Below are 13583 nucleotides of genomic sequence, written 5' to 3' on the forward strand. Positions count from 1 at the left end.
AAATAGTTAATCCCGATCATGGATAAAGAATGTCAATACCAGCGCAATGATAGAGATTATTCCAGTGACAAGGAAAGAAACATTGACACCATGAACCATCCCTTGGATTCCCTGTTCAGGGATAGATGCTGTAGACATAATGGTAATTGGCAATGCTGTACCGATTGCTCCGGAAACCTGTCTTAAAGTATTGTTCACTGCTGTGCCATGCGAAATATACTTTTCGGGCAATACATTGAGACCTGCTGTTGTAACAGGCATCATCGCCATAGCCACCCCCAGCATTCTCAAGGCATGAATCGTTGCGATAAATATAAAGCTTGTTTCTGTCGTTAACGTGCTTAACATAAAGGTCGTACCGACAATCAGCACTAAACCAATCATTGCCAAATACCTGGCACCGTATCGGTCAAAAAGCCTTCCGGTAATCGGGTTCATTAACCCTTGTATAACAGCACCTGCCAGCAGAGCCAGTCCTGAATGAAAGGCGCTGAATCCTAACATTTGCTGCATATAAAGCGGCAAAATGACAGCAGCTCCGATCATTGTCATAAACGTAACCATACCTAATACCGTAGTAATTGTAAATATCCGATATTTAAATACCCGAAATTCTAAAATAGGTGTTTTCAAATGCATTTGTCTGGTAATAAACCATGCCAGCATAACTCCGCCGATGACTAAGGAACCGATAACCTGATAGCTTAACCAGCCTGCATTTCCAGCGGTGCTGAATCCGTATAGAATACCGCCGAAACCAAGTGTAGATAATAAAATGGATAACTTATCTAATTCAGGAAAGGTTCGTTTCGTCACATTTTTAAGTAAAAAGTAAGCGATAATTATGTTTAAAATAGCAATTGGCAGAACCATGAAGAATAATGTTCTCCAAGGAAAATGCTCTACAATATACCCAGATAGCGTCGGTCCGATGGCGGGTGCGAAGGAAATAACTAAACCGAACATTCCCATTGCACTGCCCCGTTTTTCCTTTGGATAAATTAAAATCAAAATGGTCTGCATCAGCGGCATCATAATTCCGGCACCCGCTGCCTGCAGAACACGCCCCAATAGTAGTGAGAAAAACTCTGGTGCAACGCCACAAACCAGTGTACCTATTGTAAACAAGGACATCGCGGTTAGAAATAAACTTCGCGTCGTAAACGTCCCAATTAAAAAGGCTGTAATCGGGATCATAATCCCATTCACGAGCATAAAAGCAGATTGCAGCCATTGTACTGTATTTGCATCAATATCTAAATCCGCCATCATATGAGGCAATGCCGTTCCTAGTAACGTCTGATTCAGAATAGCTACAAAGGCTCCGGATAATAAAACAATCAGAATGGGCGCCCGGCTAATATTTTTTGTATCTATTGATGATTCATGACTCTCATCCATTTACGACCCTTCTTTCATTAAAAATATATTTTTATTTAGCTATCGGTGAGTCATTATTTTTCATATAATTATTTCTTTCCCAATTTTGCTTCACTATAAAACGAAACTTTATTCAGCCGGAGCTTTCGGTTCTCCAATTGAATGGTTTCAGTGTGAAAAAAGACAAAACCGGTGACTGTAAAATCACCGGCATAAACTGAAGCTTTATTCAGCGGGAGTTACCCCTGCTGAAATTTAAAAAGAACAAAGGCCGACCCGCAGTTTCACGGGACCGCAATAAAATTAATTCTTTAACGTATCGCACCACTCGATAAAGTTATGAACAACGGAATCAAGAAAATCAATGGTTTGTTCATCCGTCAGATTTCCTTGCTCGTTCATTTTGTTCTGAACGGAACCAATTAATACTTCATTTCCTGGCAGAGTCAATACCCCGACTCCGCGAGAATTTAAAATTTGACGAAGCTGTAGTTGAGCTTTTACTGTACCGAGGGCTCCCATTGAAGCTCCTACTACCATTCCAGGTTTATTTACCATAACTAAATCAACACGGGAGAACCAGTCAATTGCATTTTTTAACATACCCGAAATAGACCCATTGTATTCAGGTGTAGCAAATAAAATAGCGTCACTATCTTTGATACGCTGACGAATTTCTTTTACAATTTCTGGCGGATTTAATTCCTCATCCTGATTATAGAAAGGTAATTTTTCTATCGGCAAAATATCAATTTCTATTTTTTCCTGATAACGGTCCTTCATATATTCAACAAGTTGTTTGTTGTAAGATTCTGCGCGGTTGCTTCCAATCATTGCTGCAATTTTCATTCGTATACCTCCAATATTTCTTCGTTTAAAATGTTATGTTTATCACAAATGCTTGTCGTTTTTTAAACACAATTAATATTATTACCATAATCATTTATCTACCTCAAGATATCTGCTCAAGAAAAACGCCTTTCTAAAACACAAAAAATACTCTTATTAAGAAGCCTTTCACGGGTTATCTTCTTCCCATTGAAAAAGCTTTCTTAATAAGAGTTATTTTACGACATCATGATAACCAGGAGAAGCGCAGGCTCTCCAGCTAATAATATTTCAATTTTTAGAAGAACCAATTACGGTTTCTGCCGCAACCGCAGGAACGTTTTCTTTCGCAGCGGTTCTCAGAACGTTTGCCGCAATGGTCGGAATGATGGTGATTTCCACCCCCGCCATTATTTGAACCACCTACTCTGCGGCAGTTACTTGAATCGTTTACGTCGCTGCCACAATCATAATTTTCAACAACCGTTTCGTTCACATTGGATTCTCTGACTGGATAATAATTTTCATTGCGGACAATTGTGCGATGCACATTTTTAATTTCTGTCGGATGAATGTTTTTTACAGTTTTCACGCTATTAGTAGTACGAACCTCATGCCTTGTTGGATGAACACGTACATCCTCATCCCGGTTCGAATTGCGACAACGGCTACATTGACATTTATCTCGGCTCATTCGGACTCCCTCCTTTCCAATGCATAATACATCTTATGAAAGAAGGCGGTTTTGTCCTACGCAAATAACTATTAATCCGATAAATGTACGTTTTGTCTATATTGCTGGATTGTTACGTTTCATCGTTATAAACTCTATTCCTTTATATCGAAATTGATGTTCTTTAATAAAGTGATTTTTCTCATATAATTGGATTGCTCGTTTATTGAAAGACGCAACGGTAAGCCGAATCGCCTTGCCTCTATGCTCCTGCTCAATAAAATGAAGAATTCTTTTTAAAAATGAATCTCCGTTTCCTTTTCCAGTCAACTGTGGATTCATTCCCAAACCTAAATCAACACAATCTTCTATATAAGCTGCATTTCTATCTCCGGCAGGAACCTTGGCTGAACGGCCAGTGCAAAAGAAACCAATTAACCTGTGAGATGAATCTACCATTGCGTAATAGCCGCCGCCAAGCAATTCTACAATCGCACTAGTCGTTAACACATTATTATAAAAGTCATACGGTTTTTCGTACTTCCAGCAAAGTGCCTCCACTGCATACTTTTGTGTCATCCGAACAATATGTATATCCACTAAGCATCCCCACTTTTCCTGTAACCTTCCTATATTATTTCACATTTTTCATTCGAGGTGAATAAATATCTCATATCATCTGATTATCAAATAAAATAAGATGCACTCCTAATCTGTTATAGAAATAATATGGCTAGGAAAATGAAAGGCCGCAGCTCTCCCCTCTCTGTATAAAATGAAAAAGCTCATCATTAGTTAATGGATATCCCTGCAGGATTTAGTCCGTTACAGCCATTCAATCCGAAATCTCTGATTCCCCTTAATCCATGGAAGCAGCGGTAAATCATTTTCAATTACCTGCCCCAGCACATTTACCCTTTCATCCGCCGGTAAATCGGCTAAGGTGATTTGAATTTCACCCTGGTAACGCAAATATTTTTCATTATCTATCGTTACAGAACCTACAGGACGCTCCGCATTATTTTGAGCCTGAACACCTGATTCTCCAAATTGCGCATAGCTTCTCGATTCAACGGCACGGATACAATCTCTTGCATAATCCGCCCGGTTGGTCATTGCAGCCGCTGCTTTACGGATTATTTCAGAGTCTGCTCGTTTATCAGAAACAGCCCGGATTAGTATTTCATCCTTCTCGATATAGGCCTGAAATTGTTCCAGAGAATCCTCTCCTATTTCAACATCACCAACAACGATTTTATCAGCTTCACCAAATTTTTCTAATTCCAGATATGCAGCAAATGGGGAATACCCGCGGTGCTGTTCCAAGGTTGGCAATTTTTCGTATAGCGGGCCCCGTGATTGCTTATCTCCCGGTATAAAAGCCATTACGGTTAAACCAGCTTCTTTTAATGCCCTATTTTTTTGAATAAAATCTACGGACCCTAACCCGGTTTCCGGACGCGGATAATAATTATGCCATGCTTCTACTGCTTCCATATGGAGACCTTTCGCCCTCAAATGATTTAACGCGTCCACGTCAATGGTACTGGCATTTAATGCAATCCGCATTTCATGTGATAAATCAATGATTGTCTGGTCATCAATACCGTAGTCAATCCTTAGACCGGAGAGTCCCCAGTTTAGTAATTGATCTGCATTCTCCCAGTTAAAGCCTAATGCCTGCAACGAATTTGGTGAAATATCCGCCATGAGTTCCATATCTAATTCACTCGCTGCTTTACCAAGCGCCTGAAGCTGCTCTTTGTATATTGTCTGATCATCCTCCGGAATATGCAAAGAGGTGAAAATGGAATGAAATCCACTTTCCTTCATTTTTCGAATATAGGGAATCTGTTGTTCTATTGGTGTATTCCCTAAATAAACAGAAATTCCTAACATAACTATCCCTCCATCTATTATATTAAGAAGAAACAGGAGGCCGCAGCCTCCTGTTTCTTCTTAAATTCCATCTGCCATACTATCCTTAAAGCCGAACGCATACGTAAATAAGAAACCAAATACATACGAAATAACAAGTCCTAGAAAATAGCTTATATACTGCCCATTTGTTATTAATGGTATCAATGATAAGCCTGAAACGCCAATTCCTGCAGCTGCTGTATTCATCACTGCCTGGAACGCTCCGCCGATGGATGCTCCTAAACAAGCGGTTAAGAACGGTCTTCCAAGCGGCAGTGTCACCCCGTACATTAACGGCTCACCAATCCCTAAAAAGCCAACCGGAGCAGCTCCTTTGATAATATTTTTTAAATGCTTATTTTTGGTTTTTACATAAATCGCAATCGCTGCGCCAACCTGCCCGGCGCCGCCCATCGCTAAAATGGTCAACAGTGCCGTTTCATTAAATGCATTAATCAACTCTAAGTGAATCGGTGTCAAACCGTGATGCAGGCCAACCGTAACCAATGGCAGGAAGAACCCTGCCAGAACGGCCCCTGCTAGAACGCCGCCCGTCTCAATCAAGGCAATCAACCCTTTAGTGATTCCATCGGATAATAAACCTGCTGCCGGCATAATGGCAAATAAGGATACAAATCCAACAACCAGCACGGTAATTAAAGGAGTAAAAATAATATCAACTGCATTCCACATCACTTTACGCACATTTTTCTCAACAACCGTCATCAGCCAGGCAGCAAAGATAACACCAAACAAACCGCCTCTGCCGGGAGTTAATTCCTCTCCAAAAATCGCAATATTTTCAAGCTGCGGGCTAAATAAAATCATTCCTGCTATAGCACCTAATACCGGAGTTCCGCCAAATTCCTTTGAAGTATTCCAGCCTACTAAGATTCCTAAGGAAGCAAAGATAACGCCGCCAAACAAGAGCAATATCTGCATCCAGTTTTGCTCTGGATCCACCCCTGCGTTGACTGCAAAGTTCGCTCCGCCATTAATAACTCCTGATGCTACAAGGCCCGGAATTAAAGGTATAAAAATATTTCCAAGCTTACGTAAAAAGTTTTTAAAGGGGGTCCGGTTCTTTGCTTTCATATTTTGTTTATCCAGTGCTGCTTTTTCTTCAAACGTTAAATCATCCGCATTTGCGTCTTCCCCGATGCCAAATCCAGTCAGCTGGCTCATTTCTGCAGCAACCTTATTGACAGTACCAGGCCCGATTACGATTTGCAGTGTCTCATCTTCAACCACGCCCATTACGCCATCAATCTGTTTTAACCCTGCCAAATCAGCTTTCGAATCATCCTTTAAAGATAAGCGCAGCCGTGTCATACAGTGAGCAATCCGCTGGAGATTACCTTTACCGCCTGCCTGTTCTAAAATTTCCGCGGCCATTCTCTGTTCTTTCTTCATGGTAAACCCTCCCTTTATTTTGTCAGCGCATGTCGAACAAATCCATCCGAATTATTCAATCTATTCACCGCATCATCATAGGAGCATTCCAGCAGTATCATCACAATCGCAACCTTCACCTGGTTGTTTGCCTTTTCAAAATAGGAGGCTGCTGTATCATAGTCGGCTCCAGTGATTTCCATTATGTTTCGTTTAGACCTTTCCAATAATTTTTCATTCGTCGGCTTTAAATCCACCATAAAGTTTTGATAAACCTTGCCAATGCCTACCATTGCTGCAGTCGAAATCATATTTAAAGTCATTTTCTGAGCAGTCCCGGCCTTTAATCTTGTAGAACCAGTCAGCACCTCCGCGTCTGTTTTCAGTTCAATTGCTACAGAAGCATACTGGCTCATGACAGCATCTTTATTACAGGATACGCTGACTGTATTCGCTTTTTTCGAATCAGCATATTGCAAAGCGCCGATAACATACGGTGTACGTCCGCTCGCAGCTATTCCAATTACTGTATCGTTTTCTGAGAGCTGAATGTTTTTAAGGTCAGCAGCGCCGAGCTCCGGATTATCCTCCGCACCTTCTGCGGCTTCGTAAAGCGCTTTCATACCACCCGCAATAACTCCCTGAACCATCTCTGACGGCGTACCAAATGTAGGAACACATTCCACTGCGTCTAAAACGCCTAACCTGCCGCTTGTACCAGCTCCGACATAAATCAGTCTTCCATTTTTCTTAAACGATTCAATCGCATATTTTGAAGCTTTCTCAATTTGCGGCAGCTGCTCCTTGATTGCTGTTAAAACCTGCTCATCTTCTTTATTCATTGTCTCTAAAATTTCCATTGTCGACATCTCATCTAAATGCATCGAATGCTGATTTCGCATTTCTGTTGTTAACTTATCGAGCATATCATCACTCTCCTCTATTCGCTTATAACTCTATTTTAAATGTTTTTGAAATTAAAAGTCAATAAGATTTATATATTTTGTGAAATTAAATTTCATTTTATAATAAAAAAAGAAGCTATCTTCTTAATTTCACAACATAATCTCTAGCTTCTTGATATTCATCCAGCACATTTTCACCGATGATATTAAAAATACTGATATACAAGCTGTCTACCATCGTCAGCTGGGTCATTCTTGAAGTAATACTTCCAATCCGGAAATCCTGCTCTACATTCGGTGTCGCTAATCGAATATCTGCTTCTTTATATAGCGGGGACTTATTCATGTTCGTTATTGCAATAACCTTAGCTCCTTTTTCTTGAGCCAATCGTGCTAAATCTAAAACATCCTTCGTCTTTCCAGACATACTGATGGCTACAAATACATCCTGGCTGTTAAAATGAGGCACCTTTGACAGCATGTAGTGAAAATCTGCATTAAACTCCACTTCATATCCGAGTTTCGTAAATTTATATACCGCATCGAGCGCAGCAATCGATGAGCCGCCTACACCATAAAATATAATCTTACGAGCATTTTTTAGCACGTTGACTGCATCATCCAACTCTTTTTTTTCTAAAGATTCCATCGTCAGCTCGATCGCATTTTTATTCACATGAACGACTTTTTGAAACAATTCATAGGGAGAATCTTTTTTCTGTAAAATAGAAAAGTCAGTGATATAATCATCTGTTACCGCTAACTCCTGTGCCAAGGAAATTTTAAAGGTTTTAAAACTTCCAATTCCGATTGTCTTTGCAAAACGAATAACACTTGCTTCGCTCACATCCGCCTTATTCGCTAATTCTTTCGTTGTCATATTTGGAATAAGCTCTGCATGATGTAAAATATACTTCGAAATCTTTTTCTCAGTTTTAGAAAATTGATGGAGCCGTTCGTTGATTCTAGTTAGTAGTGTTGTCGCCATGTCAACTTCTCCTATTCCAATTCGGTTATGTTCCTTAGTATAGCAAAAATCAGAAGCGTGTTCTAATGATTAATTAGAGGAACGATTTACTTCTAATTCCATTGTACAGGTATGTAACGTGTGCCCGCTGAGGTCTTCGGTGAATTCAGAAATAATCTTGAAACCTCTTGCTTTATAAAACGCCATCCCTTTTGCATTTTCCTTTTCTACATTTAGCTGAATAAACGCAGGTTTCAAATCCTCTATCCCATATTCTAATAACGCTGTTCCCATTCCGTTCCCTTGTGTATCCGGATACAAGTAAATAGCATAAAGCGTACTGATTCCTTTTTCTGATACCCGGCTAAAATTCGCAAACCCTTCTATTCGTTTATCCGACTCCACAACATATAGACTGGAAAGCTCGATACGCTGAAGCATGGTTTGATTACTATATGATTTATTTAAAAATGCATCCTGAATGCTTCTGGGTATAATGCCTTCATATGTATCATGCCAGCTTTGGCAAACAATACGCTGAACAGCACCAATATCTGTCTCTTCTGCCAATCTTACATGGTAATTCATACAGCCCACTCCCTTTGAACAAAATGATGTTTTTATTATAAAGCGAAACTTCATTTAATGATAGTACTGCTCTTCCATTTTAAAACAAAATTATGGTAATATGTTTCATTATCTACTAATAATTCAGAGGTGTATCAAAAAATAAGGAGGGATAGGTATCGAAACGCTAAACCAAAAATACCTGACACGCATCCAGATTTGGGGAATATTTGTCGGAATTATTTTATTTATCTATGGATTGCTTCTATTTTTCACCGGTTTTTCTTCTGCTCTTATTGCTCCTGTTCCGGGGCTTATCCTGATGATATTAGGAAGCTTTTTATTTAAAACGGGAAAGTTTGCGGGAGAACTCAAAAAAGATGCATCAAGAATATATGTATTAGAAAATTTTTTCAAAAATCATCTTTGGTTCCTGCTGCTGACTAGCATATTGGCCAGCTTAATTATTTTGTTTTATCTTATCTTTTTTATTTTTATTACATAGGAGAGAGGGAATTAATATGAAAAAATTATCATTTATCCTGATTCTGACCATTATCCTCTCAGCTTGTGGAACAGACAACCTAGAAGAAAGTTCATTTGACGTGGAAGTAAATTGCAGCTCTATGGAAGCAGGTACAGAAGAAGCGCTGGAGGAAAGAGTTTCTCTTTTTGAAAGGGATACGTATGAACCTTTAAAGGAAAAGCTTAATGAGGATGTATTGGTTTCTAAGGAGTACTTAGAAGAAGAACTCGCAACCGCCGTCTACTCCACCTGTATAAATGAGGAAGAATCGTATAATGACAGCTATGACAAATTATATTTTTCAATGCTGGAATATTTTTATGCTTTCATGATATCGGAAAAAGAGGAATCCCTGACAATAGAGGAAATAAACTACAAAGGACGTTCTTTTAATGATTATGCACTCAATATCGTATTGGATGACGGGCGTCAAGCAAATGTTTTTCGCTTTGATCCTCTTACATATTCCGGTGATGTTTTACAGCGGTTAGACGAAGAAGCCGTTATTGGATCATTGGAAAAATTATATGCTTCTGCCATCAAAGAGGATTTTATCGACAGGGCCTTTTCTGGATTGGAAAATCCGCTGAATGCTGCATTCCACAATATTCCCGACATTCTGGAAGAAAAAGATCTTGAAGAATGGGAGCCAGATCTTGATAAAAACGCAGAAGCATCTGATTTTTGGCATTTATATGCCATTATTATTGATGGAGATATAAAGGAACAAAATCTATTAAGAGAGAAAGAGAACTGGCGGGATATCAAATTATATCCAAGTTGGCGTACGTATCAAATGATAGAAAGGCTCGAGGAAGTTCACGCTATCTCCCCTGACATTCCCTATCCGGAAGGAGCACTCGAGAATGAGGAATGGTTCAAAGCGACGGACTACATGTCAGAGAATATGGAGGAGACCGTTAAAGATAACAAATTGGATAAGGATTTATACGAGATATACCAATATATTCACACAGGGGAAGGATACTTAAGCGATTTGGAGCTTTAGAAAAGATGTTAAATAAAAAACATCACTTTCGGAAAGGAGCATTTTTTTTGGAATACTTGCACCCAAAATACTTTAAATGGATTCATATTTTAAGCAAATTTCTCGGTATTATCATCATTCTGTACGGAATTTTCATCATCATTCAGAATTTCCCGTCCATTATCGGGCCTGTTCCCGGGCTCGCATCTATTTTGCTGGGTGTTTATTTGTATAAAAGCGGAATGGAAGCAGGCCGTCTTTTGAGGTCGGACAGAAAAAGCAAGCAGGCTTTGGAAGAAATGTTAAAATACTATGGCTTATTTTTAATGATTAACGGACTGCTGTTTATAGCGGCAATCATTTTATACATTATCTCTATTTGTATATAGGGAATGCCACGCTTACAATAAAAAAATACAAATCAAGTACTTTCAACATGCTTGATTTGTATTTTTTTATATTTCCTTTCTTAAAGCTGATACACTACTTCCAGGCGTGCTTCTATCGATTGATTTCCCGGTTCAATTGGCGTAGACACCATCTTGAATACCTGCGCAGGTCCAACCCCTGGCGAAGCAGTCTGTTCGTTAATCTTTAATGGAACCGTGTTTAAATTAGCGCCAAGCTGTTCAGCTAAGCTTTCTGCCTTCTTCTTTGCATCTGTAAGTGCAAAGCTTAATGCTTCCATATAAAAGTTCTCCGGATCATTTACCGAAAACTCAATCGAAACAACTTCATTTACGCCATTTTCGGTGACACGATCAATGATTTCTCCAATTCGATCCATATCATCCGTAACTACAGTGATTTCATTTCGAACCTCGTAGCCCTGTAATATCTGATTGCCATCCTGATAGCTATACATCGGTCTTGCAGAAAAGCTGGTAGTTTGAATCTGCTCTCTAGGAACACCAATTTGCTGCAAGGTATCCAGAGCCTGATTCATTCGTCCTGTATTTTCTTTCTGCGCTTCCTCTAAAGAGCTGCTGACGGTGGAAACAACCAATTGAATACGGGCAATACTCGGCGAAACTATAACCGTGCCCACGCCAGTGACCGTGATGGTCCCCTGCTGATTATTTTGTCGCTCATACATTCTATGCCCATAATTAGGCGGTCCATAAGTATAATACATTGCGAACATCCCTCCCTCATACCATCCTATGTTGTATAAGGGCTGTACCATTCAATAATTATCCGGAGAATCCCAGTAATCGGGGTCCTGCATTTGCAGTTCTTCGACAACATCCTCTAAGTCCTGAGGTGTAATCGTAAAAACGGGGTACTCCTTGGACGTCCGATTCACTGCATCATAAAAATAGCGAACGCTGCCGGGATATTCTTCATCCACGAGGAGTAAAGCAGCATCACTTTTATCAATCAGCCATAAATCCTTCGCCCGAAATTGGTACGCCCCCTGATACCCACCTCTATACAGCGGTTTGAAAAAATCGGCTGTCATCATTAATTCTTCATATTTTTCCTTGATCGGGTCCGGCCAACGTTCATCCTGATTTTCAAACGGCGGAAAAACACCTACTTGTACCTCATAGGTTTCTTTTAAATCCATTATCACAGCAGCAGCCCACAGCTCAATACCCATCTGTCCAGAAATAATAATCCATTCTAATCCTTCTTCTATAAAGGTGCGCAGCCTTTTCTCTAAAGCTGCCTTAATAAAAACAATTCTGGGATCATTTTCTTTGAAGATGCCTAATTCCGTCGGCTTATAGCCTGTTACATGTAAAATTTTCACAGTAATATCCTTTCTTCATTACAAGCTTAAGTTATCTCCTATTTTAACGCAGGAATACTTGATTTGAAAGCTTGTCTCTGTTTAACAAAAAGGCAGTCCGCACTGCCCATTGTTATTTTCACCACATTCCCGGTCTTCTCGGCGGACGAATGCCTGGGTGATTTCTCATTTCTCCCATGTGTCCAGGAGGCATTGGTCCTGGTAAAGCGAACGGCGCAGAAGGGAATGGCGGACGTGGTCCAATTTGCGGTCTGCCCATAAAGGCATTTTTTCCATACGGGTGCGGATGCTGCTTTTTTATACTATGGTGATTTACATACGTTGTATGGACAGGATGAATATGATTAACAACAGATTCGGATGACGTGTGGACATATTGATGCTTTGTCGGATGCACAATGGTCTTTTCATTCGATCGCTGCGGATGAAATCGCTCTTTACCTTGCATCGTTTCTTCCTCCTTTTTGTTCTCTCTTTTTACTATATGTGATAAACGTACAAGTCGAGCAAGACAGATACCCAGATTTATTTTGATTTTTAATAATAGCCGGAAAGCCCGCTCTTTAAGTGATTTCAGAAAAATAATCGGTTAAAAAATTTGTGTATAAGCAGGTTTAGAAACTTTTTTCCTAAAAAGGTTGGCTTTTATCATTGTAGATGCTATAATAAGGATACTTATTTAGATTCGGTAGAAATACAGGATGGGATACATCTTTCGTCTTGAAATTTAACTTTGAACTAAATAGTAATAAACAGTGCAACAATTGCACGTGGAGGTAAAAGAATGAACACAGGTTCTGTAAAATGGTTTAACGCTGAAAAAGGCTTCGGTTTCATCGAAGTCGAAGGTGGAGACGATGTATTCGTACATTTCTCTGCAATCCAAGGCGAAGGTTTCAAAACTTTAGAAGAAGGTCAAACAGTTACTTTCGATATCGAAGAAGGAAACCGCGGACCACAAGCTGCTAACGTTGTTAAAAACTAATAAGCAGATAATCGAAAAAAGCTGATCATCATTGATCAGCTTTTTTTATTTATCATTTTTCTATAGGGAGGATTTAAAACAATGGTTACTTTTTTTATTCCGTAAAGACAGCAAGATTCTCCAATGTGGATTTTAAACCTATATCATGATCCTCCTTTCGTATTCCTTCAGGTACGTTCTCGCAAATGACAGTAACTTTTGTGCCTTCTGAAGCGTCTTCAAAAAGCCATTTTTGAATCATCTCTCCTGAAAATAACGAGTCTCCGGAATCGAAATTGACGGATTGAACGATGCGCTTGTTTGGAACCAGCTCCAAAAACCTGCCTTGCGTTACGTCTGTATTATCTGTAGTTTTACCAGAATGCGCACTATCCATTTCGTACGTAAGAGTTATCCTATAAGTTCCTCCCTGCCTAGGGTCAAATGCATCCACATGACCTGACATTCCTTTTGGCGGCAGCCATGAAATCAGTGCTTCCTGGTTTATAAATGCTTGATAAATGGTTTGTGGGGATGCCATAATCACTCTTGATGCAGTGTCTACCCTTCTTTTTATCGGTTCCTCCTTCATCAAAATCCCTCCTCTTTTTCAGTTTATCAAATCAAAACGCTTAAAATTTCTTATCAATTGCTCAACATCCTTCTACTAGTAAATCGATATCAACAAAATCCCCTCACCAATCAGGTAAGGGGATT

15 protein-coding genes and 1 pseudogene are annotated in these 13583 nt (G+C 39.6%); 3 read left to right on the forward strand and 13 right to left on the reverse strand.

The features are described from left to right. Positions 1-6 precede the first annotated feature (6 nt). The 9 genes and pseudogenes from ACW0TQ_RS17370 to ACW0TQ_RS17410 form a co-directional block, all read right to left on the reverse strand. Positions 7-1401, reverse strand: a complete 1395-nt coding sequence (locus ACW0TQ_RS17370; RefSeq protein ID WP_042533693.1) for a DHA2 family efflux MFS transporter permease subunit — start codon at positions 1399-1401, stop codon at positions 7-9. 282 nt (positions 1402-1683) lie between these two features. Continuing rightward, on the reverse strand, positions 1684-2229 hold the full coding sequence (locus tag ACW0TQ_RS17375) for an NADPH-dependent FMN reductase (protein WP_042533691.1): 546 nt from the start codon (positions 2227-2229) through the stop codon (positions 1684-1686). Between the two features lie 445 nt (positions 2230-2674). After that, positions 2675-2902 (reverse strand): annotated as a pseudogene (locus tag ACW0TQ_RS17380) (CotD family spore coat protein); the annotation flags it as partial. Positions 2903-2998: 96 nt separating this feature from the next. Beyond that, positions 2999-3481 carry a GNAT family N-acetyltransferase gene (locus ACW0TQ_RS17385; RefSeq protein WP_042533689.1) on the reverse strand — a complete coding sequence of 161 codons (483 nt, stop codon included), beginning with the start codon at positions 3479-3481 and terminating at the stop codon, positions 2999-3001. 225 nt (positions 3482-3706) lie between these two features. Further along, a complete protein-coding gene (locus tag ACW0TQ_RS17390; protein WP_289584608.1) occupies positions 3707-4780 on the reverse strand; it encodes a DUF871 domain-containing protein in 1074 nt (357 codons plus the stop codon). Between the two features lie 60 nt (positions 4781-4840). Beyond that, positions 4841-6214: a PTS transporter subunit EIIC gene (locus tag ACW0TQ_RS17395; RefSeq protein ID WP_042533685.1), complete on the reverse strand. Its 1374-nt coding sequence runs from the start codon at positions 6212-6214 to the stop codon at positions 4841-4843. 14 nt (positions 6215-6228) lie between these two features. After that, on the reverse strand, positions 6229-7119 hold the full coding sequence (gene murQ / locus ACW0TQ_RS17400; RefSeq protein WP_042533683.1) for an N-acetylmuramic acid 6-phosphate etherase: 891 nt from the start codon (positions 7117-7119) through the stop codon (positions 6229-6231). 115 nt (positions 7120-7234) lie between these two features. Continuing rightward, the gene (locus ACW0TQ_RS17405; RefSeq protein ID WP_042533681.1) at positions 7235-8086 is read right to left on the reverse strand and encodes a MurR/RpiR family transcriptional regulator; all 852 of its coding nucleotides are present in this window, start codon (positions 8084-8086) and stop codon (positions 7235-7237) included. Between the two features lie 69 nt (positions 8087-8155). After that, positions 8156-8653, reverse strand: coding sequence for a GNAT family N-acetyltransferase (locus tag ACW0TQ_RS17410; RefSeq protein WP_042533680.1), 498 nt, complete (start codon positions 8651-8653; stop codon positions 8156-8158). Between the two features lie 500 nt (positions 8654-9153). On the opposite strand from ACW0TQ_RS17410, the gene ACW0TQ_RS17415 reads away from it, so the two are divergent. Both ACW0TQ_RS17415 and ACW0TQ_RS17420 read left to right on the forward strand, forming a co-directional pair. Further along, a complete protein-coding gene (locus ACW0TQ_RS17415; protein WP_368901613.1) occupies positions 9154-10167 on the forward strand; it encodes a hypothetical protein in 1014 nt (337 codons plus the stop codon). Positions 10168-10214: 47 nt separating this feature from the next. Then, a complete protein-coding gene (locus ACW0TQ_RS17420) occupies positions 10215-10535 on the forward strand; it encodes a DUF5362 family protein (RefSeq protein ID WP_042533677.1) in 321 nt (106 codons plus the stop codon). A gap of 80 nt (positions 10536-10615) precedes the next feature. Here the strand turns inward: ACW0TQ_RS17420 and ACW0TQ_RS17425 are convergent, their stop codons facing one another. From ACW0TQ_RS17425 to ACW0TQ_RS17435, 3 genes are all read right to left on the reverse strand, one after another. Beyond that, a complete protein-coding gene (locus ACW0TQ_RS17425) occupies positions 10616-11281 on the reverse strand; it encodes an SIMPL domain-containing protein (protein WP_042533676.1) in 666 nt (221 codons plus the stop codon). Between the two features lie 51 nt (positions 11282-11332). Next, positions 11333-11902: an SLOG family protein gene (locus tag ACW0TQ_RS17430; RefSeq protein ID WP_042533674.1), complete on the reverse strand. Its 570-nt coding sequence runs from the start codon at positions 11900-11902 to the stop codon at positions 11333-11335. A gap of 118 nt (positions 11903-12020) precedes the next feature. Further along, a complete protein-coding gene (locus ACW0TQ_RS17435) occupies positions 12021-12350 on the reverse strand; it encodes a CotD family spore coat protein (RefSeq protein ID WP_368901612.1) in 330 nt (109 codons plus the stop codon). 336 nt (positions 12351-12686) lie between these two features. On the opposite strand from ACW0TQ_RS17435, the gene ACW0TQ_RS17440 reads away from it, so the two are divergent. Beyond that, a complete protein-coding gene (locus ACW0TQ_RS17440; RefSeq protein WP_040982314.1) occupies positions 12687-12887 on the forward strand; it encodes a cold-shock protein in 201 nt (66 codons plus the stop codon). 94 nt (positions 12888-12981) lie between these two features. Here ACW0TQ_RS17440 and ACW0TQ_RS17445 read toward each other — a convergent pair whose 3' ends face one another. Then, complete coding sequence (locus ACW0TQ_RS17445) at positions 12982-13458, reverse strand: SRPBCC family protein (RefSeq protein WP_042533672.1); 477 nt, start codon at positions 13456-13458, stop codon at positions 12982-12984. Positions 13459-13583 lie beyond the last annotated feature (125 nt).

The sequence above is a fragment of the Oceanobacillus sp. M60 genome, assembly GCF_053839645.1.